Raw genomic sequence first — 20,778 nt, forward strand, 5'->3', positions numbered from 1 at the left:
TTGATTGCCCTCGACTCAGAAGTTGTAACTGAGCCGCGTATACAAGGTCCGCCCGAACGGGTCCGAGTAACGTGGGTCGTAGCCGCTCTGGAAGGTGTAGGTCTGGTTGCTGAACGGCGGCTCGCGGTCGAACAGGTTCTTCACCCCGAGGGTCACGCCCAGGGCCTGGCGCCAGGTGTAGGTGCCGGCCAGGTCCCAGACGTTGTAGGAGCCGACGCGGTCGTGGCTGTCGCGGTCGGAGTCGTGGTAACCGCTGGTGTAGCGGTTGGTCAGGGTCGCGCCCAGCGGCCCCTGGTTCCAGGTCGCGGTCAGGCTGTGCCGCCAGCGCGCCACCGCGCCGGCCGAGGCGAAGTCGCCGCCGCGGAAATCCCCCAGCTTGTCGATGTACTCGCCCTTGAGCTGTTGCTGGTAGTCGTAGCGGGTGACGTAGGTGCCCTGCAGCCCCAGGCCGAACTCGCCCCAGGCCGTGGCCGGCAGGCGGTAGTCGAGGCTGACGTCGACCCCGCTGGTCTTGAGCTTGCCCAGGTTGGCCATGCCGGTGACCACGTGATCGATGGAGCCGTCGGCCTTGCGCACCAGGCGCTCGGCATACAGGTCGGGGTTGTCGAACGGCGCCGACTCGGGGAACTCGGCAATCTGGTTGGCGATCTTGATCCACCAGAAATCCAGCCCGGCGTTGAGCCGGTCGAACGGCTGGTAGACGAACCCCAGGGTCACGTTGCGCGCGGTTTCCGGCTTCAGCTCGGTGTTGCCGCCCGTGGTGCGGTTGAACTGCTGGGCACAGTCGCGGTTGCCGATCCCGCCATTGGCCGGGGTGCCGCCGGGGCACAGCCGCGGGTCGTTGTAGTTGGCGTTGGTGAAGGTGGTGAAGGTCGGGTTGTACAGCTCGTACAGCGACGGCGCGCGGAAGCCTTCGCTGTAGGCGCCGCGCAGCACCAGCTCCCTGAACGGCTGGAAACGGAACGAATACTTGGGGTTGGTGGTGCTGCCGAAGTCGCTGTACTTGTCGTGCCGGATCGCCGCCGTCAGCTCCAGACTGTCGAGCACCGGTACGTTGAGTTCGGCGTATTGCGCCTGCACGCTGCGGTCGCCCGACACGCTGCCATTGGGGTCGACGCCGAGGCTCTGCACATTACCGGCGAACTGGGCGAAGTCCTGGTGGAAGTCTTCCTTGCGGTACTCGCCGCCCAGGGCCAGGGCCGAGGGGCCGGCGCCGAACCAGTCGCCGATCTCGCGACTGACCCGGCCGTCGATGGCCTTGACCCGCCCGACCGCCGTGGCGTAGTCGCCGTCCACCGCGTTGGCCGCCAACAGCGCGCTGCCCGCCGCGGTCTGGGGGCCGAAGGGGTTGATCACCCCCGTGGCGATGCCCTCGGACACCGCCACGTCGTTCACGTAGCCGCTGCGGATGCTGTTGACCACCTTGTTCTGGTTGTACGACGCGCCGAGGTTGTAATCCCAGCCGGCCAGGTTGCCGTCGAACGTCAGCAGCAGGCGCTGGCCGGTGTTGTCGTCCTCATGGCGCCGCGCGCCGACGTCGCTCTCCCGCCAGTTGGCCGCCACCGGTTGCGTCGGGTCGAGGGCGAAACCGCTCGGCCCCGGGGTGATGCCGTTGCCCGGATAGAACGCCGTGCCCGGGTTGATCTGGTTGCCCATCAGGGTGCCGGGGCCGATCTGGGTGCGGTTCTCGTTGCGTGCCCAGAAGTATTCGAGGCTGACCTTGTGATCGTCGCTGAGCTTGCCGGTGGCCTTGGCGAAGGCCGAGGTCTTTTCGGTTTCCGGCACCAGGTCCAGGTAGCTCCACAGGCTCTGCCGGCAGACGCCGTTGCGCGACAGCAACCCCGGCGCGTTGCAGCCGGAACCGGCCAGCGGGTTGGTGGCGTTCGCGCCCTGGCTCCAGTTGGCCGGCGAGGCGGTGCCGGAGGTGTAGTCCAGGCCCCGGCCGGGCTGGTAGTTGTAGGTGTAGCCGCGGTCCTTGGCGGCCAGGCGCTCCTGCTTGTCGTAGCTGACCACGCCGAACACGTTGAAGCGGTCTTCCTCCAGATCGCCGATACCCCAGCTGCCGCTGAAGTTCTTGCTCTCGCCGCCCCCGGAATGGGTCGGGGTGTCGTAGCTGGTGCTGACCTGACCGCGGGTCAGGCTCTGCTTGGTGATGAAGTTGATCACCCCGCCGATGGCGTCGGTGCCGTACAGCGCAGAGGCGCCGTCGCGCAGCACTTCGACCCGGTCGATGGCGGCGAAGGGAATGGTGTTCAGGTCCACCCCGGAGCCGTTGATCGCATTGGTCGCGTTGTTGCTCAGGCGCCGGCCGTTGAGCAGCACCAGGGTCTTGTTCGGGCCGATGCCACGCAGGTCGGCATAGGCCGCGCCGCCGCTGCTGGAGCCCACCGAACGCCCCGAACCGACCGAGGACTGGTTGGCGGAAATCCGGTTGACCAGCTCTTCGGTGGTGGTCACGCCCTGCTCGCGCAGTTTCTCCACCCGCAGCACCGTGACCGGGACCGCGGTTTCGGCATCCACCCGGCGGATCGCGGTGCCGGTCACCTCCACCCGCTGCAACTGGGTGGTGGGTTCGGCGGGCACTGAAGCGCGGGCGGCCGGGCTGGCATCGGCGGTGATGGTCACCCCCTGGCTGTCCTGCTGCTCCTTCAAGCCTGTGTCCTGCAAAGCCAGGGTCAACGCCTGGTGCTGGTCCAGCTCGCCCTGGATCGCCGGGGCATAACGGCCGCTCACCAGCTTCTGCTCGAAGGAAATCGGCAGGCCGGTCTGCCGGGAGATCTGCAACAGGGTCTGGTCCAGCGGCCCCGCGGGCAGGTTGAACGGGGTATTCGCGGCCCAGGCCGGCAACGCATTCAGCGCCCCCAGCAAGGCCAGGCACAACGGGGATCTACGGGGTACGAACAGACTCATGGACAACCATCCCTGCATTAGGTGTATGCAGGGATGTGCAACGGCCCGGCGGTTTTTATAGAGGGTGATTTAGACCATCGGGCAATGAGCTTATGCCGGCTGCAGGCGCCGCGGTGGATCGGGCCGCCCACCGTCACGATCAACCGCCAAAGTGATAGCTCACGTCCAGCCACCACTGCCGGCCGTAGGGGTCGTAGTTGCCGGTGGGGTAATACGGCCAGCCGCCGGAGTCGTCGCGCTTGACCTGGTCCAGCAGGTTGTTGACGGTCAGGCCGACGCTGGCGCGGTCGTTGAGCTTGTAGCGGGCGCTGGCGTTGAACACCGTCCAAGGCGACAGGCGCCCGTCGGCGTTGCCATTGGTCACGCTGCCGTAGCGGATGCCCATCAGGGTCGCCGTGTAGTGCTGGTAATCCCAGGTCAGGCTGGCGTTGGCCTTGCTGCGCCAGTCGTGATTGCTGCGGTCCACGCGCCAGTCCTGGGTCGGCGCGCTGTCCGACTCCTTGTAGTAATGGGAGAGCACCAGGGTGTAGCCCAGGGTCGAACTGAAGGCGCCGTACTCGCCGGCGCCCCAACGGATATTGCTCTTGAGGTCCAGGCCGCTGACCCGTTCGCTGGCGGCGTTGATCGCGTTGATCTGCACCCGCTGCAAACGGTTCGGGTCCACCGCGGCAGTGCCCGGGTTGCGCTGGATGCGTGCCAGGGTCGCCTGGCAACTGGCCGAATTGATGTCCAGGGCTCCGCTGCGACAAGCGTTCTCCTCCTGCAACAGGCGGTCCTGGTCGACGGTAGTCAGCAGGTCCTCGATCTGCACCCGCCAGTAATCCACCGACACATCGAAGTTACGCGACGGCGACCAGACCAGGCCATAGGTCCAGGACTTGCCGCGCTCGGACTTGAGGTCCGCGGTGCCGCTCTGGGTGTAGTCCACCCGCCCGCGATCGCAGGCGCCCTCCACGCCCTGGCTGCAACCGTAGTAGTCGATCTGGTCCGGCACATAGCCGTTGGTGTCGGCCTGGTAGATGTAGTTCAGGTCCGGGGCGCGGAAGCTGGTGCCGTAGCTGCCGCGCAGCAGCAGGCTGTTCAGCGGGCGCCATTCCAGGCCCAGGTTGTAGGTCTTCTGCTGCTCGGTGCGGCCGCTGAACTTGTACTGGTCCCAGCGTCCCGCCAGCGACGCCAGCAGGCTGTCGGTGACGGGCACGCTGAACTCGCCGCCGGCCGCGTAGCGCTTGCGCGAGCCGCCGGAACTCTGGACCGGCGTGGTGCCGTAGAAGGTGCCGTCGTTGAGCCCGTCGTCCGGGTCGATGCGGTATTGCTGCTTGCCCATTTCCAGGACCCCGGCGAACCCCACCGGCCCGGCCGGCAGGTCGAACAGCTCGCCGTTGAGCGAAGCGTTGTAGCTCTGCGACACCGACTTGCTGCTCTGGGTCAGGTTGCGGCGGAACTGCCGCCACTCCTCCTCGGTCAGCGGCCGGTCCAGGCGCGAGGCATCCGGAGCGAACACCGGGTAGCCGCCCCGCTCGCCCAGCTGCGGCCCGAGGTAGAAATCGCGGATACCGGCCAGCGGCGTGTAGCGCGAAGTGCGCACGCTGCGGTACTCCGAGCGGTTGGCCGCCAGTTCATAGTTCCAGGCGCTGTCGGCGATCCGGTCGGACAGGCCCAGGGTGCCGGTCCACGAGGTGTCGCGCCACTTGGTGTTATTGCTGGTGCGGCCGCCGATTTCTTCTGCGGAAAAACGCCGGTACCAGCGCTCCAGGTTGCCGGTGTCCTGGTTGATGAAGTCCGGCGAGGTGAAGCTCGGGCCGCGGGTGTTGTTCTGGATATGGTCCAGGCCGTACATCAGGTCGGCGAACAGCTTGCCACTGTCGCTGAAATGCCAGGTGCCACGGGTGTAGCCGTCGTAGTTTTCCTTCTGGGTCTGCAGGGTCCAGTAATCGTTGTAGACCTGGTCGGTGGTACAGCGCCCGCCGCTGCCGCCCAGGTGATTGCCAAACACCCCCTGGTACGCGCCGCAACCGGGTCCCAGGTACTTGCCGCTGTCGAGGTTGCGCCGGTAGCCCACGTCCATGGCCGGCCCGCTGTCCATGAAACCGCGGTCGTCGGCCCAGATCGGCTGGCGGTGGGTCAGCTCGAGGCCGAACAGGCCGTCGAAATCCCCCCAGCTGCCGCCGCCGCTGAGCTGCAGGCGCTGGTTGTCGCCGCCCCCGCGCTCGGTGGTGCCGCCGCGCAGGTTGACGTCGATGCCGCTGGCCTGCTCCTTGAGGATGATATTGACCACCCCGGCGATCGCATCGGAGCCGTAGATCGCCGAGGCGCCGCTGCTGAGAATTTCGATGCGCTCGATCACCGCCGAAGGGATATTGGCCAGGTTGGTGAAGTTGACTTGGCCGCCATAGGCCGTCGGGTAGTCCGCCACCCGCCGGCCGTTGATCAGCACCAGGGTGTGGTTGGGTCCCAGCCCCCGCAGGTTGAGGGCGCTGGCGGCGGGCTGGAAGGTGTTGCCGTAGTCCTCGCCCTGGGTCATGCCGGTGTTCTGGGTCTGGGTCGCCAGGGCGTCGTAGACGTTGCGGTAGCCGCGGGCCTCCATCTCCTCGTGGGTGATGACATTCACCGGGGTGGCGCCATCGGACTGGGCGCGGGCGATGCGCGAGCCGGTCACCGTGACTTTTTCCAGCTGCGGTTCGGGTGTCGCGGCGCTGACTTTAGGGCTGGCCTTGGCGCTGGCCGCAGCGCTGCGGATGGTCAGCCCCTGCTCGCTGTGCTGCGCCTCCAGGCCGGTGCCTTGCAGGGCCTTGTCCACCGCCTGCTGGCTGCCCAAGGCGCCACGGATGGCCGGGCTGCGCTTGCCCTGCACCAGATTCTGACTGAAGGAAATCGGCACCCCGCTCTGCCGCGAGATGTCCAGCAGCACCTCGTCCAGGGGGCCCGCGGCAATGTCGAAGACTACTTGCGGCGCCGCGGCCTGCTGGGCCCAGGCGATGCCGCCCTGGGTGCCGAAGGTCAGCGCCACGACGAGCGCCAAGCGTGCCAGCGGCCGGCGCGGTGGGTGGAAAACGGTCGATGAGTTCATGCAGCGATTCCCTGTTGAATGCGGTTGCAGGGAATGAGCGGCGACCGGGCGGTTTTTATAGGGCGGCGATTAGGCCAAGGGGTTATGGGGTTATAACCGCGCCCTTCAGCGCGGTTCGATGCTGACCCAATACGGGCTGTGGAAGCTGACGCGGATCGGCAGCGAGCGCTCCAGCAAGCGCAGGCTGCGGTCGCTGTCGTCCAGCGGGTAGATGCCGCTCAGGCGCAGGTCGGCCACCTGGGGACTGAGGCGAATGATGCCGCGCCGGTAACCGCGCAAGCTGTCGACCACCTCCCGCAGCGGCCGGTCGCGGGCCTCGAACACCCCGGAGGTCCAGGCGCTTTCATGGCCCTTGGCGGCCTCCAGCTGCAACAGCCGCCAACCGTCGAAACGCAGGCTTTCGCCGGCCTCCACCACCTGCCGCGCACCGCTGGCGGTGAGCACCTCGACCTGGGAATGCAGCATCACCAGGCGCGTCCAGTCCTCGCTGCGCTCCACCAGGAATTTCGTCCCCAGGGCCCGCATGCGCCCGTGTTCGGTCTCCACCACAAAGGGCCGCTGCGGGTCCCGGGCCACGTCCACCAGCAACTGGCCGTTGCGCAGTTGCAGCAGCCGTTGCCCGGCATCGAACCGCGGCAGCACCTGGCTGCTGGCATTGAGGGTCAGGGCGCTGCCGTCGGCCAGGGTGAAATCGCGGCGCTCGCCGGTGCCGGTGTACAGGGCACCCGCCTCGGGCACCAGGCCGTAACGCCGGCCGAGCAGGGTCGCGGCCAAGGCCAGGGTCAACAGGCCCAGGCTGCCACCGATGAACCGCCGGCGGCTCGAGGGTGCGTTCAGGCTGTGCAGTAGGCTGTCCCGGGGCAGGCTGCGCAAGGCCTGGTTGCGCAACGCCCCCAGGCCGCCGCCCATCATGTCGATGATCTGCTCGTGCTGCGGGTCGGCGGCGCGCCAGTCGTGGAACGCCTGGCGCTCCTGGGCATTCATCTGCCCGGATTGCAGGCGCGCCATCCATTGCGCCGCCTCGTCGACCAGCGCGTCGTTCCCGCGCGGGCGGCTCATACGTCGACCATCGCCTGATAACAACGCTTGAACGCCTCGGCCATGTACTGCTGGACGCGGCTGGTGGAAACCCCCAACTGCTGGCCGATTTCGGCGTAGGTCAGGCCGTCGAGCTGATGGTAGAGAAAAGCTGCCTTGGCCTTGGCCGACAGGCCGTTGAGCAGGCGATCCACCGCCAGCAACGCCTCGATCACCAGCGCCCGCTCCTCGGGCGACGGGTGCACGGGCGTCGGCGCCAGGGCCAGGCTTTCCAGGTAGGCGCGCTCCAGGTCCTGGCGCCGCCAGCCTTCGTAGACCAGGCGCCGGGCGATGGTGGTGAGCAGCGCCCGCGGTTCGCGAATCAGGGTCGGGTCCGGCAGCGCCAGCACCCGCACGAAGGTTTCCGAGGCGATGTCCTGGGCGCTGTGGTGACAGCCCAGGGCACGGCCCACCGCGGCGCACAGCCACTGATAGTCGCGTTTGAACATCTGCCCGATCAGCGGGTAATGAGGGTTCCGCTTCCCACCCATGCCTTGCTCCCCCACGAGACAACTCCCCTCGTCCCGAAATCTTCTGGCTGAGCCGGGACATTGCCGGTTCAGGATTTAGGGGAGCGACTGTGCAACAGGGCCGAATCCATTTGGAAGTAATTAAAAATTAACCAATGCGAACTAACGAGCATATGTAGCCCGGCACCTCGCCGCCGCGCACCGTGCGCTTGATTGATCTCGGTCAGCAGCACGCCCCAAGGTCCCCACTACTCTTGCGCCTCCATCGGCCAGGGACGGCTTTCGGAATGGCCGCCCGCCTCACCCTCAAGGAAGAGTCGCTATGCAATCGCTGAAGATCATTCTGCTGTCCACCGCGTTTAACGGCCTGACCCAGCGTGCCTGGCTGGACCTGCGCCAGTCCGGCCACCGCCCCAGCGTGGTGCTGTTCACCAGCGCGGACGAGGTTTGTCGGCAGATCGAAGCATCCGCCGCCGACCTGGTGATCTGCCCCTTCCTCAAGGACCGGGTGCCCGAGCAACTGTGGCGCCACCCCACCCGCCCGGTGGTCATCATCCACCCGGGCATCGTCGGCGACCGCGGCGCCAGCGCCCTGGACTGGGCCATCAGCAACAACCTGGAACGCTGGGGCGTCACCGCCCTGCAGGCGGTGGAAGAAATGGATGCCGGGCCGATCTGGTCCACCTGGGAATTCAAGATGCCGGCGCAGGTGCGCAAATCCGAGCTGTACAACGGCCCGGTGGCCGATGCGGCGATCCACTGCATCCGCGACGTGGTGGAGAAGTTCGCCGGCGGCTTCGTCCCCACGCCCCTGGACTACAGCCAGCCGAATGTCCTGGGCCGCCTGCAACCGAACATGAAACAGAGCGACCGCAGCTTCAGCTGGCACGACAGCGCCGCCTTCATCAAGCGCTGCATCGACGCCGCCGACGGCCAGCCCGGGGTCCTGGGCAGCGTGGCCGGCGGCCAGTACTACCTGTACGACGCGCACCTGGACACCCGCAGCGGCATCCCCGGCGAGCTGCTGGCGGTGCATGACGACGCGGTGCTGGTGGCCTGCGGCGACCGCAGCCTGTGGATCGGCTCCCTCAAGCGCAAGCCCGCGCCCTTTGATGAAACCTTCAAGCTGCCGGCGCGCCATGTGCTGGCCGGGCAACTGGACGCGGTGCCGCACCTGGACTGGTCGGTCGCCAGTACGCCGTTCAGCGACGAGCCTTACCAGCCGATCCGCTACCGCGAGTCGGGGCAGGTCGGCGAGCTGACCTTCGAGTTCTACAACGGCGCCATGAGCACCGAACACTGCCAGCGCCTGGTCAGCGCCCTGCAATGGGCCAAGGCCCGGGACACCAAGGTGCTGCTGTTCAAGGGCGGGCGCGGCGCGTTCTGCAACGGCGTGCACCTCAATGTGATCCAGGCCGCGCCAGTGCCTGGCCTGGAGGCCTGGGCCAACATCCAGGCCATCGACGACGTCTGCAAGGAACTGCTCAGCGCCCGCCAGCTGGTGGTCAGCGGCCTGACCGGCAATGCCGGGGCCGGCGGCCTGATGCTGGCCCTGGCGGCCGACGTGGTCCTGGCCCGGGCCAACACCGTCTACAACCCGCACTACAAGAGCATGGGCCTGTACGGCTCGGAGTACTGGACCTACAGCCTGCCCCGCGCCGTCGGCCAGGCCATGGCGCAGCGACTCACCGAGGAGTGCCTGCCGATCAACGCCTTCCAGGCGTTGCAGATGGGCATGGTCCAGGAAATCGGCCCGCGCTGCCCCGACGAGTTCAACCTGTGGCTGCTGCAACGGGCCAGCGCCGCGCTGACCGAGCCGAAGTACCAGGCCCTGCGCGAACGCAAGGCCAACGTCGACCCGCAACTGGCGCAGCACTGCCGCAACGCCGAGCTGGAGCAGATGCACCAGGACATGGTGCAGAACCGCCACGGCTTTGCCGAAAAATGCGCCGGCTTCGTCTACAAGCGCAAGACCTGCTGCACGCCACAGCGGTTGATCGAGGAGTGGGCCGTACCGCAGCCGGATACCCTGACGGCCTGACGTTGGGACCGCCGTTGTCGCAACCCCGGTTGCAACAACGGCGCCGGCCGCGACCGGTTGCCGCACAAGGCCCGTCCTAGAGCCTTCGGTCTAAATTTTAGGGGAGCCGTTCGTTATACTGGGCAACCTTTTTTGCCCAATCGCGGTACCGCCGATGTTCAGTTACACCCCCCTCCTCGCCGGCCTGGCGCTCGGTCTGTCGGCCCACGCCGAAGGCCTGGACCTGAGTTACCAGGCCCCCAACCTGACCGAGGCACCGGCCAAGCCGGCCACGGAGCCTGCGCCCAGCCGTTTCCGCCTGGAGTTCAAGGCACCGATCACTATCGAGCACTCCTGCCGCGGCCCGCAGTGCAACTACGAGACCGACCCGAGCCAGCGGCACGAGCCGGAAACGGTGAGGACAACGTCGATCGGCTTCAACTGACGAGCCTGGGGTTGCTGCGAAAGCCGGCTCGCGCCTGTTCGAACCAAGCGGCCCCATCGCGCCACCCCAAGCTTGGCTAGGCTATAAGAACCACCTGCGAGCACCGGGGAAGTTCGATGAAACGCACGCTCCTGCCCTGCCTGAGCCTGGCCCTGGCCTTGCTGGCCGGCTGTGCCAGCCCACCGGAGGTCATCGACGAAGCGCCGGCGGCCATTGCCGAAGGGGTGCTGGCCTTCCGGGATATCTGCCTGAAATCCGCGCCTTCCTTCGCTGGCGCCGACACTGCGGCCAAGGGTTATGGCATTACCCGCTTGAACGATGCCGGATGGGCCCGCATGGGCTTGCGCCCGGACCACACCCTCGGGGTCCAGGTGCAGAAAGGCAAGCAATGCGCGGTGACCACCCCAGCGCAGTCGGACCCGACCCTGACCCGGCAATTCATCAAGGTGGCCGAGCAGTTCTCCAGCACCCCGGTGGCGCACAACCTGCCGCTCAAAATCACCCTCGACAAGCAGACCTACCTGCTGATGCACGACCGGCGCGGTGGCGAGGCCTATGTGATGCTGAAACACCCCTGAAACCCGCTCATTCCGACGGTTTGAAGCTCGGCGCATAACACACCGGCGAGCTTCCTTCGTCGCGCCGGTCCAGCTCGTCCTCCAGCCATTCGGCCAGCACCCGGGCATTGTTGTGCAGCTCATCGTGGGCGGCGTACACCAGGGTCAGGCGGCCCTGTTGCGCACGCGCAAGCAACGCCCACCAATGCTCGGGGCGTGCGGTCAGTTCCTGGCGGTAACGGCTGCGAAAGACGGCGAAATCCAGCTCGCCGGACTTGAAGGCCCGGCGTAATTCGGTGGACGGCGCCAGCTCTTTGCGCCACTCGTCCAGGGGCAACTGCTCCTTGCGGCAGTTGCGCGGCCACAGGCGGTCCACCAGGACCCGATAACCGTCGTCGGGGCCCGCGGGCTCATAGGCGCGTTTGCACAGAATCATGACGGCTCCCTCGTGGCGGCGGCATGGGCTGCCATCAGCTTAGTGGCTGGGCCAGCGCCCGGGGAGTGGTGTCCGCTACCGAGCCGCACCGGCCCGGCAACGGCCGGGGGTTACTTCGTCGCGCGGACCTGGGCGATCAACTGCTCCGCCACGGCGAACAAGCCCTTGGCGCCCTCGGAGGTCATGCCGAAGCGATAGCGGCCGTCCACTACCAGCGATGGCACGCCAGTGACCTGATAGGCAGCGGTGCGTTTTTTCGCATCCGCCACCTTGGCTTGCACGGCGAAGGAGTTGTAGGTGGCGAGGAATTTCGCCGGCTCGATGCCCTGCCCTTGCAGCAGCTCGGCCATGGCCTCGGGGGTCTTCAGGCGGTTGCCGCCGTGGATCGCCTCGAACACGGCGCGGTGCACTTCGGGCTTGGCGTCCAGGGTCGCCAGGGTCAGGTACAGCTGGCCGTAGACATCCCAGATCCCGCCGAACATGGCCGGCAGCTTGACGAAGTTCACGTCGTCGGCGAGCTGGGCCGCCCAGGGGTTGATCGAGGCTTCGAGGTTGTAGCAGTGGCCGCAGCCGTAGGAAAACAGCTCCACCACTTCGATCTTGCCGGGCACCACTTGCGGCACGGCATCCTTGAGTTCCACGTACTGGCTGGCATCCACCGCTGCCACGGCGGCCTGCCCGGCAAGACCAAAGAGGCAGCTGGCTGCCAGGGCAATCTTCAGAATCGAGTGACGCATGCAATCTCCAATCGGTTGGCGCATCCAGGCCGCCGGTGCGGCTTATCGCGCGGGCCCCGAAGGATACAGGCCGCGTCCACAGGACCAATCGGACAAGTCCCATTCTTTTGTTGTTTTTTTGTCACCGGCTCCCAGGGTGCCCGGACAGCTCCGGCGGCTGATCGAACCCGGCGGCCAGGGCGGTGATCTGCTCCCGCAGCCAGCGATGCCCGGGGGCCCGCTCCTGCTGGCGATGCCAGATCAGGCTGACCTGCACCGGCGGTGCCAGCAGCGGCAGCTCGGCAATACGGATCGGCAACAGCGCGCCGAAGTGTTCCGCCAGGCGCCGCGGCACGGTGCCCAGCAGGTCCGACTGGGCAACGATCAACGGGATGCTCAGGTAATGCGGGACGAACAGCTGCACCTGGCGCTGGACCTTGGCCGACCCGAGGACGATTTCCAGGGGCGAACCGCGCCCGCCGCGATCCGGAATCGCCACGTGCCGGCTCTGTTCGTAGGCCGTAAGGCTCAGTTGCGGCTCGAAGGCCGGATGCCCGAGACGGCCGATCACCACCAGTTGCTCGTCCAGCAGCGGCTGGTAGCAGAGGTCGGGGTCGTCGAAGTACAGGTAGTCCACCGCCAGGTCGAGCAGGCCGGTGGTCAGCCAGGCCGGCAGCGAGTCGGCGGCATCGCCGCGCACCGTCAGGCGCAGCTTGGGCGCCGCGTCCTGCAGGCGCCGCGACAGCGCCGGCAACAGGCGCGCCTGGGCGTAGTCGTTCATCGACAAGGTGAAGCCCTGGTCGGATGCCGCCGGGTCGAATTCGCTGCTCGGGTCCAGGCCCTCCTGCAGCAAGCGCAGGGCCTGGCGCACCGAGCCGTGCAGCACATGGGCCCGGGGCGTCGGCTGCATGCCCCGGGCGGTGCGGGTGAACAGCGGCTCGTCGAGCTGGCTGCGCAGGCGCGCCAGGGCGTTGCTCACCGCCGGCTGGCTGAGGTTCAGGCGCACCGCCGCGCGGGACAGGTTCTGCTCCTGCATCAGTGCATCGAACACCAGCAGCAGATTGAGGTCCAGGTGCCGCAAATTCAGCTTCATGAATAATGCCCATTCCGACTATCCATTAGATGGATAATTCGAGCGGGACTACTCTTCTGTCAATAACAACGACAAACAGGAGAGCGATCTTGAGGCAAACCACCCTGGCCTTTCGCGAGCGCTACCGCGCCGCGGTCCATCCGCGCTACAACCCCTGGCTGCACGGCGGTTTTGTGCTGGCCTACGGCACGCTGTGCATCGCCCTGCTGTGGAGCACCCTGGAGCGGGTGCGGCCACTGGAGTGGCTGACGGTGCCGCTGGCGCTGCTGTTCTTCAACCTGTGCATCTACGTCGTGCACCGCTGGCTGGGGCATCACAAGCAGGCCCTGGCGCAGTTGTTCTACGCCCGGCATTCCGGCGATCACCACAGTTTTTTCGTGCCCGGGCACATGACCTACGACGGCCCCCGCGACTGGCGGGTGATCCTGTTCCCGGCCTGGCTGATCGTATTTCACAGTCTGCTGTTCGCCCTGCCGCTGTGGTGGCTGCTCAAGCTCTGGAATGCCAATGTCGCGGCGCTGTTCGCCAGTTGCACCCTGATCGGCTACCTGGCCTACGAGGTGTTCCATGCCTGCGAGCACTTGCCTGAGGGCCACCCGCTGGCGCGGCTGCCGTGGATCCGCCAGATGCGCCGCCTGCACGAGCTGCATCACCGCCGCGAACTGATGCAGGAACGCAATTTCAACATTGTCCTGCCGCTGATGGACTACCTGTTCGGCACCCTGTACTGGGAGCCGCAACCCGCTCCCACTCCCCTCTCGACCCGATCCTCGTCCATGACCCGCATGCGGCATCAGGTCGATGTCCCCCGCAACCCGGTGGCCCTGCTCGACTACGCCAGCGCCGCCAGTCGCTGGCCGGAGTGGCACCCTTCGTCGCTGAAGGTTCTCGGCCCGGCCGGCGCCCTGCCCGCCGGCGCGCGGTTCGAGGAAGACATCCATGCCGGCGGGCGCAGCGGACACCTGAGCTGGCGTGTCAGCGAATACCTGCCAGGGCTCCGCTGGAGCGCCACGGCGCGGGGCGATCATGGCCTGGAGCTGGTGGTCACCTACGAATGCCAACCGCTGGACGCCCAGCGCACGCGGTTTGTCCGCACCCTGGAATACCGCTTCGACGGCCTGCTGATGCGCCTGGGCAATCGCCTGTTATTCAGACGGCGGATAGAACGGGAATCCGCCGACTCGTTGCTGGCATTGTGCGAAACGGCGCAACGGGCGATTCCCCCCGGCGCCGGTATCGCCTTGTAAGGGCGAGCCGTCCCCCTCACCCAGGAGCCTTTCTCAATGAAGCCAGTCGCACCGCGTCGGATCAAGTTTCGCCACCTGCTGCTGGCCGTGGTCATCGCCATCGGCGCCTTCCTGCTGCTGATGCCCACCCGGGTCCAGCCGGTGGCCTGGACGCCGGCGGCCGCCCCTTCGCTGCAGACCGGCCCGTACGCCGAGAACCAGAAACTCAAGGCCGTGCAGCGGGTCGGCGCGCCGGACATCGACGGGCCGGAGGCCCTGCTGCTGGAGGATGGCTGGCTGATCAGCGGCCTGCATGACGGGCGGGTGATACGCACCACGCTGGACGGCAGCAGCCTGCAGGTATTGGCCAACACCGGCGGGCGCCCCCTGGGCCTGGCCCGCCACCCGGACGGCCGACTGATCATCGCCGACGCGATCAAGGGCCTGCTGGCGCTGGATGCCAAGGGCCAGTTGAACACCCTGGCCACCTCGGCCAACGGCCTGCCGCTCGGTTTTACCGACGATGTAGCGGTGGACGCCGCCGGGCGTTATGCCTACTTCAGCGACGCCAGCAGCCGCTGGGGCTACGGCCAGGATGGCGAGGCGGTGATCGAGCACGGCGGCGACGGCCGCCTGCTGCGCTACGACTTCCAGAGCGGCCGCACCGAACAGTTGCTGGACGGCCTGGAGTTCGCCAACGGCATCGCCCTCGGCCCCCAGGAAGCCTATGTGCTGGTCAACGAAACCGGGGCCTACCGGATCAGCCGCTACTGGCTCAGCGGCGCCAAGGCCGGGACCCACGACCTGTTCATCGACAACCTGCCGGGGCTGCCGGACAACCTCAGTTTCAACGGTCGCGAGCGTTTCTGGGTGGCGCTCTACGCCCCGCGCAATGCCCTGCTCGACGGCACCGCGCCCTATCCCCTGGTGCGCAAGATGCTGGTGCGCGCCATGAGCGTGCTGCCCAAGCCGGTGGAAAAACGCGCCTTCGTCATCGGCCTGGATCCCCAGGGCCAGGTGATCGCCAACCTGCAGGATGCCAGCGCCGGCGACTACGCCCCCATCACCACGGTGCGCGAATACGGCGACGCCCTGTATTTCGGCTCGCTCACGGCCAGCCATATGGCGCGCCTGCCATTGGACAGCGCACTGTCGAAATCGCCCTGAGGCCGCAGCGACCCGCCCCGCCATGGCCGCCAGGCATGGCGGTTCATCGATTCTGATCTAAGCTCCCCCGCGCGGCGCTATCCGGCGCCCGCCTCAAGGAACGACGAACAATCGAGTCCGATTGATTCCCCTCACATCGATAGTGGACACACCATGAAAATCAAAATCCTGCTGGCTTCCCTGCTGCTCGCTTCATCCCTGTCGGCCATGGCCTCATGCCCAGTGTTCGGGCCATCCGAGGATCCCTGCGCCGGTCCGGTGTTCGGCCCCAGCACCTGCGAGTGCCCTTGACCCGAACCGGCCATGAACAGGCGCGCCCGCTCCCGAGCGCGCCTCGCCCTGCAGGTGGATGCGGACAGGGAAGTGAATGGCTGGACAGCGGGAAGAGCGAGGCCCTGATGCGCCAACCCCAGCGAGACGCCCGAAGCCTCGGGACGCCTCGCTTGGAACGGGGTCCGGGTCAGGAGCTGGCAGTCAGCTTCTCGGAGATTTCATCCTTGATCAGCAGCCGTTTTTCCTTGAGTTTCTTCAGTTCGTCGTCAGCGGCCGCCGCGGCCTCCGCTTTGAGCACCTGATCATCAATGGAGTGGTATTTGTCGAACAGGGCATTCAAGTGCGGGTCGTTGGCCCGGCGCTGTTGAATGTCTTCTTTGCTGTAGCTCAGATCCTGATACAGGTCATGGGGCACCGGCATGGAACACCTCCGTTGGTTGATCGGTAGCAAGCCCGCTCACACGCACTTGCCAGTTATCAGAATGGCCTCCACGACCACCGCCTGTCGACCATTAATCAGACCAGCGGCACCGTTCGTCGCCTTCAGGCGCACTGTCCGCGACCTGTCGCCCACCACCATGAAATCCCTTATCCCAACGCCTGGGCCAGAAACGGTGCGGTGCGGCTCTGGCGGTGCCCGGCCACCTGCTGCGGCGTACCGCTGACCACCACTTTACCGCCCTGGTCGCCGGCGCCGGGGCCGATATCGATCACCCAGTCGGCCTGGGCCACCACGCGCATTTCGTGCTCGACCACCACCACGCTGTGGCCGGCCCGGACCAGGTTGTCCAACTGTTCCAGCAGGCGATCGACATCCCGCGGGTGCAGGCCGGTGGTGGGTTCGTCCAGCACATACAGGGTGGCGCCACGGGGGTTGCGCTGCAGCTCGGTGGCCAGCTTGATTCGCTGCGCTTCGCCGCCGGACAGCTCGGTGGCAGGCTGGCCGAGGCGCAGGTAGCCCAGGCCGATATCCCGCAGTACCTCCAGGGAACGGCGGATGGCCGCCTGAGCGGCGAACACCTCGACCGCCTCCTGCACCGTCAGTTGCAAGACTTGGGCGATGTTCAGGCCCTGCCAGGCGATGGCCAGGGTCTGCGGGTTGTAGCGCGCGCCGTGGCAGGTCGGGCACGGCGCATAGACGCTGGGCATGAACAACAGCTCGACGCTGACGAAACCTTCGCCTTCACAGGCCGGGCAGCGGCCCTTGGCGACGTTGAAGGAGAACTGCCCGGCGTCGTAGCCCAGGGCCCGTGCCTCGGGGGTGGCGGCGAACAGTTTGCGCACGTGGTCGAACAGCCCGGTGTAGGTCGCCAGGTTCGAGCGCGGGGTGCGGCCGATGGGTTTCTGGTCCACCTGCACCAGGCGCTTGATCCGTTCCAGGCCGGCGGTGACTTCACCGCTGCTGGCTGGCGGCGCCTCGTCTTCCAGGTTCAGTTCCTCCGGTTCTTCGTTGCTCGGCGGCCGCCCGAGGTGCGCGCCCACCAGCTCCAGCAGCGCCTGGCTGACCAGGCTCGACTTGCCCGAGCCGGACACCCCGGTCACCGCGGTGAAGCAACCCAGGGGAAATTCCGCGCTCAGGTCCTTCAGGTTGTTGCGGCTGATGCCCGCCAGGCGCAGCCAGCCCTGGGCCGGGCGCGCACTGCGCGGGGCCGGCGCCTGCTCGGCGAACAGATAGGCGCGGGTCTGCGACGCCGCGACCTGGGCCAGCCCCGCCGGCGGGCCGCTGTACAGCACCTGGCCGCCCTGCTCGCCCGCCGCCGGGCCGACGTCGATCAGCCAGTCGGCGCGGCGCATGGTCTGCAGGTCGTGCTCCACCACGAACAGCGAGTTACCCGCGGCCTTGAGCTGCTGCAACGCCGCGAACAGCGCCTCGGCGTCCGCCGGGTGCAGGCCGGCCGAAGGCTCGTCCAGCACATAGATCACCCCGAACAACTGCGACCCCAGCTGGGTCGCCAGGCGCAAACGCTGCAACTCGCCGGACGACAGAGTCGGTGTGCTGCGCTCCAGGGCCAGGTAACCCAGGCCCAGGCCGGTCAGGGTGGCGACCCGCTCCAGCAGGTCCTGGGCGATGCGCTGCGCGGCCAGGCGTTTTTCCAGGGACAGGTTCGGCGTATGCCGCACATCCGGTGCCCCGGCATGCCCGGGCGCGCCCTGGGCCACCCGCTGCTGGCGGGCGGCCAGAGTCTGCTCGTGGCTCAACACCTCGCCGGCCTCCTCGGCCTGCTCCAGGTAAGCCTGGGCCGCCACCGGCTTGAGCACCTCGGCCAGTTGCAGCAGGGGCATCTGCGACAGCTCGCCGATATCGAAACCGGCGAAGGTCACCGACAGCGCCTCGCGCTTGAGGCGCTTGCCTTCGCACAGCGGGCACGGGCTGCCGCGCATGAACTGCGACACGCGCTTTTTCATCAGCGCGCTCTGGGAATGGGTGAAGGTGTGCAGCACATAGCGCCGGGCCCCGCTGAAGGTGCCCATGTAGCTCGGCTCCTGCTTGCGCGCGAGGGCTTCGCGGGTCTGCGCCGGGGTCAGCCCGGCGTACACCGGCACGGTCGGGGTTTCTTCGGTGAACAGGATCCAGTCTCGCTGTTCTTGCGGCAGGTCGCGCCAGGGGATATCGACGTCGTAGCCCAGGGTCACCAGGATGTCGCGCTGGTTCTGCCCCTGCCAGGCCAGCGGCCAGGACGCCACCGCGCGCTGGCGGATGGTCAGCGCAGGGTCGGGCACCATGGACGCTTCGCTGACTTCGTAGACCCGGCCCAGGCCGTGGCACTCTGGGCAGGCCCCTTGCGGGGTGTTGGGCGAGAAATCCTCGGCGTAGAGCATCGGCTGCCCCGGCGGGTAGCTGCCGGCCCGGGAATAGAGCATGCGGATCAGGCTGGACAAGGTGGTGACGCTGCCTACCGAAGAGCGGGTGCTCGGCGTGCCGCGCTGCTGTTGCAGGGCCACCGCCGGCGGCAGGCCGTCGATGGCGTCGACGTCCGGCACCCCGACCTGGTCGATCAGGCGCCGGGCATAGGGCGCCACCGACTCGAAATAGCGGCGCTGAGCCTCGGCATACAGGGTCGAGAACGCCAGGGACGATTTGCCGGAGCCGGAAACCCCGGTGAACACCACCAGGGCATCCCGGGGAATATCCACGTCGACGTTGCGCAGGTTGTGTTCGCGGGCGCCGCGCACCCTGACGAAACCCGAACTGTTCGCTGGCAGGGAAGACGAAACCTGGGGCAAAGGCGTGTTGCGCGCTGAAGTCATGGGGCAGCCTTGTATCGGGGGGGATCGGGACAGCGGTGCCAAGTCGGTGGCGGATGGGCACGCGAGCGCCAACCCTGGCGCCGGGCAGCCGTCCGGCCGACCTGCAGGGTGCATGGGCTTGGGGTTTTGAGCAACAGCGGGTGTCGGGCACAGCCAGCAGCATGGCGCTTTTGTGCCAGGCCCAGGCGGACGCTCGCAAGCGCCGCCTGGCATGGGGCGGATTGCCCGCCCCGAAGACCTCAGTCGGTGCCGTATTTCGGCGAGCGCGGACCGTACAGCAGGCCCGCGTGTTGCCCGGCGGACAGCAGGCGCTGGCTGGTGATGCCGGCGATCGGGTGGCCGGCGTCGGTGGAGGTGTTGACGATCTGCTTCACCGCGGCGGTGATCAGCATGCCCACCAGGCCGCCGTTGTTGCCGCTGTTGCCCTCTTCGCTGGAGGCCCGGGCGCTGCCGGTCCACAGCGTGGTGCCGGTCTTCAGGTCGACCAGGGTGGCACTGGCGGTGACCACGGTGGCGCTGCTGATCAGCATGTAGCTGGTGCCGTATTCCTTGACGGTGATGTACAGGCCGGCGTCGGCGCCGAAGATCTCGTTGAGCTTGGCCGGCGACAGGCCATGGATGTCCGCCGGGTGGGTCAGGCCGTTGTGGCGGAAGGTTTCATCCACCACCGCGATCGGCATCACGTAGTAACCGGCCTCGGCCAGGGGAAAGGTCACCTGGGACAGCATGCTGTAGGTGGCCTTGACGTCCGGCGACTCGTTGAGCGGCGGCAGCACCAGGATCGACTTCGGCCGGGCCTGCTTGTAGGCCGCGTAATCCACGGTCTTGGGCGTGGCGCAGCCCACCAGCAGGCTGACGACCAACAGGCCCAACAGGTTGCGCAGGGTATTGAAGCTCATTGGGTGGCTCCCTTTTTGGCGTTTTTCAGCAGAAAGTCCATGTACGACGCCGACTCGGGGAACAGCGCCTTCTCGGTATTGAACTGCTGCACCATCTGGTCATCCTTGCCCAGGCCCGCATAGAGCATGCCCAGGTGTGCGTGGTAGCCCGGCGGTACCGCCTTGCCGGTGGCCTTGATCTTCTGCAGGTCGCGCTCCAGTGCTTCGACCTGGGCCTCACTGGCCTGCTCGCCCTTGAAGTACTCGTAGGTCTGGGCCTGGTAGGTTTCCCACTGGTACAGCGTCTTCGGCCCGCTGCAACCGGCCAGCAATACGCTGCCCAGCACAGCGGCGGCCATCAGCGGCCGGGTCATCTTGGTGTTGAACATGCTTGCCCTTCTCCCTGTCGGCGGGGTTGATCAGTGGCTGGGTTTCCAGGCGCCGGCGTCGATCGCCTCGACCATGCGGTTGACTGCCTCGCGCATGGCCAGGTCCAGGACCTTGCCGTTGAGGGTCGAGTCGTAGGAAGCGGTGCCGCCGAAGCCGATCACCTCACGGTTGGACAAGGCGTACTCGCCTGCTCCCTGGGTCGAATACACCACCTCGGAAGTGCTGATGTTGACGATGTTCAACGCTACTTTGGCGTAGGCCACCTGGGTCTTGCCGCGGCCGAGAATGCCGAACAGCTGGTGGTCGCCGGTTTCCTTGCGGCCGAACTCGGTGACATCGCCGGTCACCACGAAGTCCGCGCCCTTGAGCTTCTGTGCCTGACCCTTGATCTGCGCTTCCTGCTGGATCTCGCCCATGTTGTCGCGGTCCAGCACGTTGAAGCGGTTGGTCTGCTGCAGGTGGGTAATCAGGATGGTCTTGGCCTGGCCGCCGAGGCGGTCGACGCCGTCGGAGAAAATCCCGCGCATGTAGCTGGAGCGGTTGTCGAACTTGCCCACTGCCATCGGGACCCGGGCCCCGGTCCACACCTGGCTGGCGCTCTGGACCTTCTCCACCGGCAACGCCCGGGAGCTTTCGGTGGCACAACCGCTCAGGCCCGCCAGTACGGCCAAGGCTACGCCCGACATCAGCGACTTCGAGATCAGTCTCACTCTGGGTTCCTTTTTGAGTCTTCATGAAAAGTGCCTTCGCCCCGCCACAGCTTTTGCCGAACACGGCTTTGCGGGTTCGGGAAGAGCAGTCGGG

The 20,778-nt window shown here is 67.0% G+C and carries 18 protein-coding genes; 6 read left to right on the top strand and 12 right to left on the bottom strand.

Annotated elements, in window-relative coordinates:
* Positions 1–15 precede the first annotated feature (15 nt).
* The 4 genes from ACQKQA_RS04980 to ACQKQA_RS04995 form a co-directional block, all read right to left on the bottom strand.
* Positions 16–2,910 (bottom strand): TonB-dependent receptor, encoded by a 2,895-nt coding sequence (locus tag ACQKQA_RS04980; protein ID WP_427554133.1) that lies wholly within the window; start codon positions 2,908–2,910, stop codon positions 16–18.
* Between the two features lie 139 nt (positions 2,911–3,049).
* The gene (locus ACQKQA_RS04985) at positions 3,050–5,977 is read right to left on the bottom strand and encodes a TonB-dependent receptor domain-containing protein (RefSeq protein ID WP_427554135.1); all 2,928 of its coding nucleotides are present in this window, start codon (positions 5,975–5,977) and stop codon (positions 3,050–3,052) included.
* Positions 5,978–6,082: 105 nt separating this feature from the next.
* The gene (locus tag ACQKQA_RS04990) at positions 6,083–7,036 is read right to left on the bottom strand and encodes a FecR domain-containing protein (protein ID WP_427554137.1); all 954 of its coding nucleotides are present in this window, start codon (positions 7,034–7,036) and stop codon (positions 6,083–6,085) included.
* Positions 7,033–7,545, bottom strand: a complete 513-nt coding sequence (locus ACQKQA_RS04995; RefSeq protein ID WP_427554139.1) for a sigma-70 family RNA polymerase sigma factor — start codon at positions 7,543–7,545, stop codon at positions 7,033–7,035. The genes ACQKQA_RS04990 and ACQKQA_RS04995 overlap by 4 nt, the downstream gene beginning before the upstream one ends.
* Positions 7,546–7,846: 301 nt before the next feature.
* Between ACQKQA_RS04995 and ACQKQA_RS05000 the strand changes: the two genes are divergently transcribed.
* The 3 genes from ACQKQA_RS05000 (at position 7,847) to ACQKQA_RS05010 (ending at position 10,567) form a co-directional block, all read left to right on the top strand.
* On the top strand, positions 7,847–9,565 hold the full coding sequence (locus ACQKQA_RS05000) for a hydrogenase maturation protein (RefSeq protein ID WP_427554141.1): 1,719 nt from the start codon (positions 7,847–7,849) through the stop codon (positions 9,563–9,565).
* Positions 9,566–9,719: 154 nt separating this feature from the next.
* Complete coding sequence (locus tag ACQKQA_RS05005) at positions 9,720–9,989, top strand: hypothetical protein (RefSeq protein ID WP_427554143.1); 270 nt, start codon at positions 9,720–9,722, stop codon at positions 9,987–9,989.
* A gap of 116 nt (positions 9,990–10,105) precedes the next feature.
* The gene (locus ACQKQA_RS05010; protein ID WP_427554145.1) at positions 10,106–10,567 is read left to right on the top strand and encodes a hypothetical protein; all 462 of its coding nucleotides are present in this window, start codon (positions 10,106–10,108) and stop codon (positions 10,565–10,567) included.
* Between the two features lie 7 nt (positions 10,568–10,574).
* On the opposite strand, the gene ACQKQA_RS05015 is transcribed toward ACQKQA_RS05010, so the two are convergent.
* The 3 genes from ACQKQA_RS05015 to ACQKQA_RS05025 all read right to left on the bottom strand — a co-directional run bounded on the left by ACQKQA_RS05015 (position 10,575) and on the right by ACQKQA_RS05025 (position 12,791).
* Entirely contained in the window at positions 10,575–10,982 is a 408-nt protein-coding gene (locus tag ACQKQA_RS05015) for a DUF488 domain-containing protein (protein WP_427554147.1), read from the bottom strand.
* Between the two features lie 110 nt (positions 10,983–11,092).
* Positions 11,093–11,719 carry a thiol:disulfide interchange protein DsbA/DsbL gene (locus ACQKQA_RS05020; protein ID WP_427554149.1) on the bottom strand — a complete coding sequence of 209 codons (627 nt, stop codon included), beginning with the start codon at positions 11,717–11,719 and terminating at the stop codon, positions 11,093–11,095.
* A 121-nt stretch (positions 11,720–11,840) separates the two neighbouring features.
* Positions 11,841–12,791, bottom strand: a complete 951-nt coding sequence (locus tag ACQKQA_RS05025; RefSeq protein ID WP_427554151.1) for a LysR family transcriptional regulator — start codon at positions 12,789–12,791, stop codon at positions 11,841–11,843.
* A gap of 89 nt (positions 12,792–12,880) precedes the next feature.
* Between ACQKQA_RS05025 and ACQKQA_RS05030 the strand changes: the two genes are divergently transcribed.
* From ACQKQA_RS05030 to ACQKQA_RS05040, 3 genes are all read left to right on the top strand, one after another.
* Positions 12,881–14,038 (top strand): SRPBCC family protein, encoded by a 1,158-nt coding sequence (locus ACQKQA_RS05030; RefSeq protein ID WP_427554153.1) that lies wholly within the window; start codon positions 12,881–12,883, stop codon positions 14,036–14,038.
* Positions 14,039–14,074: 36 nt separating this feature from the next.
* Positions 14,075–15,184 carry an SMP-30/gluconolactonase/LRE family protein gene (locus ACQKQA_RS05035; RefSeq protein WP_427554155.1) on the top strand — a complete coding sequence of 370 codons (1,110 nt, stop codon included), beginning with the start codon at positions 14,075–14,077 and terminating at the stop codon, positions 15,182–15,184.
* A gap of 153 nt (positions 15,185–15,337) precedes the next feature.
* Positions 15,338–15,475: a PA0050 family protein gene (locus tag ACQKQA_RS05040; protein WP_427554157.1), complete on the top strand. Its 138-nt coding sequence runs from the start codon at positions 15,338–15,340 to the stop codon at positions 15,473–15,475.
* Between the two features lie 169 nt (positions 15,476–15,644).
* Here the strand turns inward: ACQKQA_RS05040 and ACQKQA_RS05045 are convergent, their stop codons facing one another.
* The 5 genes from ACQKQA_RS05045 to ACQKQA_RS05065 all read right to left on the bottom strand — a co-directional run bounded on the left by ACQKQA_RS05045 (position 15,645) and on the right by ACQKQA_RS05065 (position 20,660).
* On the bottom strand, positions 15,645–15,878 hold the full coding sequence (locus tag ACQKQA_RS05045) for a DUF465 domain-containing protein (RefSeq protein WP_427554159.1): 234 nt from the start codon (positions 15,876–15,878) through the stop codon (positions 15,645–15,647).
* Between the two features lie 167 nt (positions 15,879–16,045).
* A complete protein-coding gene (locus ACQKQA_RS05050; RefSeq protein ID WP_427554161.1) occupies positions 16,046–18,706 on the bottom strand; it encodes an excinuclease ABC subunit A in 2,661 nt (886 codons plus the stop codon).
* Between the two features lie 239 nt (positions 18,707–18,945).
* Positions 18,946–19,605, bottom strand: coding sequence for a DUF799 domain-containing protein (locus ACQKQA_RS05055; RefSeq protein WP_427554163.1), 660 nt, complete (start codon positions 19,603–19,605; stop codon positions 18,946–18,948).
* Entirely contained in the window at positions 19,602–19,973 is a 372-nt protein-coding gene (locus ACQKQA_RS05060) for a DUF4810 domain-containing protein (RefSeq protein ID WP_427554165.1), read from the bottom strand. Before ACQKQA_RS05060 ends, ACQKQA_RS05055 begins: the two co-directional genes overlap by 4 nt.
* Before the next feature lie 30 nt (positions 19,974–20,003).
* Entirely contained in the window at positions 20,004–20,660 is a 657-nt protein-coding gene (locus ACQKQA_RS05065; protein WP_427554318.1) for a CsgG/HfaB family protein, read from the bottom strand.
* Positions 20,661–20,778 lie beyond the last annotated feature (118 nt).

It is taken from the genome of Pseudomonas sp. NPDC089530 (assembly GCF_050280705.1).
GTDB lineage: Bacteria > Pseudomonadota > Gammaproteobacteria > Pseudomonadales > Pseudomonadaceae > Aquipseudomonas.

Excerpts from the sequence above, each read along its gene's own strand:
- ACQKQA_RS05065 (WP_427554318.1), bottom strand. The coding sequence starts at position 20,660 with ATGTCGGGCGTAGCCTTGGCCGTACTGGCGGGCCTGAGCGGTTGTGCC.
- ACQKQA_RS05040 (WP_427554157.1), top strand. The coding sequence starts at position 15,338 with ATGAAAATCAAAATCCTGCTGGCTTCCCTGCTGCTCGCTTCATCCCTG.
- ACQKQA_RS05060 (WP_427554165.1), bottom strand. The coding sequence starts at position 19,973 with ATGTTCAACACCAAGATGACCCGGCCGCTGATGGCCGCCGCTGTGCTG.
- ACQKQA_RS05035 (WP_427554155.1), top strand. The coding sequence starts at position 14,075 with ATGAAGCCAGTCGCACCGCGTCGGATCAAGTTTCGCCACCTGCTGCTG.
- ACQKQA_RS05015 (WP_427554147.1), bottom strand. The coding sequence starts at position 10,982 with ATGATTCTGTGCAAACGCGCCTATGAGCCCGCGGGCCCCGACGACGGT.
- ACQKQA_RS05055 (WP_427554163.1), bottom strand. The coding sequence starts at position 19,605 with ATGAGCTTCAATACCCTGCGCAACCTGTTGGGCCTGTTGGTCGTCAGC.
- ACQKQA_RS05045 (WP_427554159.1), bottom strand. The coding sequence starts at position 15,878 with ATGCCGGTGCCCCATGACCTGTATCAGGATCTGAGCTACAGCAAAGAA.
- ACQKQA_RS05000 (WP_427554141.1), top strand. The coding sequence starts at position 7,847 with ATGCAATCGCTGAAGATCATTCTGCTGTCCACCGCGTTTAACGGCCTG.
- ACQKQA_RS05020 (WP_427554149.1), bottom strand. The coding sequence starts at position 11,719 with ATGCGTCACTCGATTCTGAAGATTGCCCTGGCAGCCAGCTGCCTCTTT.
- ACQKQA_RS05005 (WP_427554143.1), top strand. The coding sequence starts at position 9,720 with ATGTTCAGTTACACCCCCCTCCTCGCCGGCCTGGCGCTCGGTCTGTCG.
- ACQKQA_RS05010 (WP_427554145.1), top strand. The coding sequence starts at position 10,106 with ATGAAACGCACGCTCCTGCCCTGCCTGAGCCTGGCCCTGGCCTTGCTG.
- ACQKQA_RS05025 (WP_427554151.1), bottom strand. The coding sequence starts at position 12,791 with ATGAAGCTGAATTTGCGGCACCTGGACCTCAATCTGCTGCTGGTGTTC.
- ACQKQA_RS04995 (WP_427554139.1), bottom strand. The coding sequence starts at position 7,545 with ATGGGTGGGAAGCGGAACCCTCATTACCCGCTGATCGGGCAGATGTTC.
- ACQKQA_RS04980 (WP_427554133.1), bottom strand. The coding sequence starts at position 2,910 with ATGAGTCTGTTCGTACCCCGTAGATCCCCGTTGTGCCTGGCCTTGCTG.
- ACQKQA_RS04990 (WP_427554137.1), bottom strand. The coding sequence starts at position 7,036 with ATGAGCCGCCCGCGCGGGAACGACGCGCTGGTCGACGAGGCGGCGCAA.
- ACQKQA_RS05050 (WP_427554161.1), bottom strand. The coding sequence starts at position 18,706 with ATGACTTCAGCGCGCAACACGCCTTTGCCCCAGGTTTCGTCTTCCCTG.
- ACQKQA_RS04985 (WP_427554135.1), bottom strand. The coding sequence starts at position 5,977 with ATGAACTCATCGACCGTTTTCCACCCACCGCGCCGGCCGCTGGCACGC.